Genomic DNA, 1,365 nt, shown 5'->3' with positions numbered 1-1,365 from the left:
TAAATATAATCTTTTCAATTTTCCTAACTTGAAAAGATTTGATGCCTTTTCACAATTCATATAGGATTGCTATAGCAATCCTAAATGATTTGAAAAAATATACGCGAGCAAGATGCTTACACTGCAAGAATTCTGGTTTCGATCGATTTTGCGACTGATTTAGGACTGCTATAGTTCGATTTGAGCGCGCCGAGCGATTGCTAGCGGGCGCTTATTTAATCCAATAGTTTTGGTAGGCAATTTGGCTAGTAGGGACATACCTGGAATCCTGCCTCAATTAATACATCAAGATTTTTTTTAGCTCGGGGATTGGTGGGGTCAGGCTTGTGGATGGGATCAATCGGAAGAAGAATTTTTTCTGAGCGCATCGGCGAACCCTTGAGCAAATATTCTTTGCCATCTGGTGCAATAAAATAAATAACTTCTACGCTCTCTGCATGAAAGTCACCAGTAAACATACAATCCAATTTCCCACGCGGCACTGTTAAGGGCCAATCGTCACCGAATTGCTCTTGTGAAATTGAAATTGGCTGACCCGGTTCCCCTAGACAACCTACAGTCAGCAGCAACCCACACACTACAACGTACTTTTTCCAGTTCATTAGACTTGCTCCCAGTTCCTCTTATTTTTCTTAAGTCTGGCATGAGGTAGTTTGGATGAGTTGGGATACACGTTCATGGGTAACAGCGTCGCCGGGGACGCTAGTAACGATATTGCTACGCTCGATCAACTCAAAAGTAGACTGGCAAAGCTGGGTCAGAGACAAAGAGCGGGACAGCTAGCCATAAGCCGATCGAACTCTGCAAATTCTGTCGAGTCCACAACTGCCACAACTTCGGATGTGACTTTTCCGGCGTCGATCACCTCCACAAAACCGCCACAACAGCAGGAGCAATGTGAGCGATCGGCACAGCCGAAGAGCGGGTAAAAATCAAGCTACTTGACACCTAGGATTCCCCATTCAGAAGGGTGCATTGTTTTTGTTTCTGCGTGTAAAAGTCAGGTTTGTACGGACAAAACCATTGCTTGCTACTACTCAAGAACAGCCATAACCTGCCTCAACAGGCAAATGTACGCTCGACCCAAAAAAGCAGTAATTTGGCATAAAATTGCAGGCATTTGCAGGATATTTACAGGCATTTGCAGGTAAAGTGCACCCCCTGCAAATACCTGTAATCTCCCTGATTTTATACTGCAAACGCCTGACTTTATACTGCAAATCCCTGATTTTAGCTGACCCAACAATTAGCTAATTTTTTAGCCTTTTTAACAAAATCCGAATTGATTTAATATAGCAATCCTATATGAATTGTGAAAAGGCATCAAATCTTTTCAAGTTAGGAAAATTGAAAAGATTATATTTA

General features: G+C 42.3%; 2 protein-coding genes. One reads left to right on the top strand and one right to left on the bottom strand.

Going from position 1 to position 1,365, the window contains the following annotated elements; genetic code table 11:
• Nucleotides 1–245 precede the first annotated feature (245 nt).
• The gene (locus tag QUA62_RS29185; protein WP_333408279.1) at nucleotides 246–602 is read right to left on the bottom strand and encodes a DUF2511 domain-containing protein; all 357 of its coding nucleotides are present in this window, start codon (nucleotides 600–602) and stop codon (nucleotides 246–248) included.
• Nucleotides 603–677: 75 nt separating this feature from the next.
• On the opposite strand from QUA62_RS29185, the gene QUA62_RS29180 reads away from it, so the two are divergent.
• Entirely contained in the window at nucleotides 678–929 is a 252-nt protein-coding gene (locus QUA62_RS29180; protein WP_333337362.1) for a hypothetical protein, read from the top strand.
• Nucleotides 930–1,365 lie beyond the last annotated feature (436 nt).

The sequence above is a fragment of the Microcoleus sp. MON1_C1 genome (genome assembly GCF_036701945.1).
Classification (GTDB): domain Bacteria; phylum Cyanobacteriota; class Cyanobacteriia; order Cyanobacteriales; family Microcoleaceae; genus Microcoleus.
Note: the sequence above shows the minus strand (reverse complement) of the source record. Positions and strands in the feature narration are given on the sequence as shown.

Coding starts and splice junctions, on each gene's coding strand:
- QUA62_RS29180 (WP_333337362.1), top strand. CDS start 678: ATGGGTAACAGCGTCGCCGGGGACGCTAGTAACGATATTGCTACGCTC.
- QUA62_RS29185 (WP_333408279.1), bottom strand. CDS start 602: ATGAACTGGAAAAAGTACGTTGTAGTGTGTGGGTTGCTGCTGACTGTA.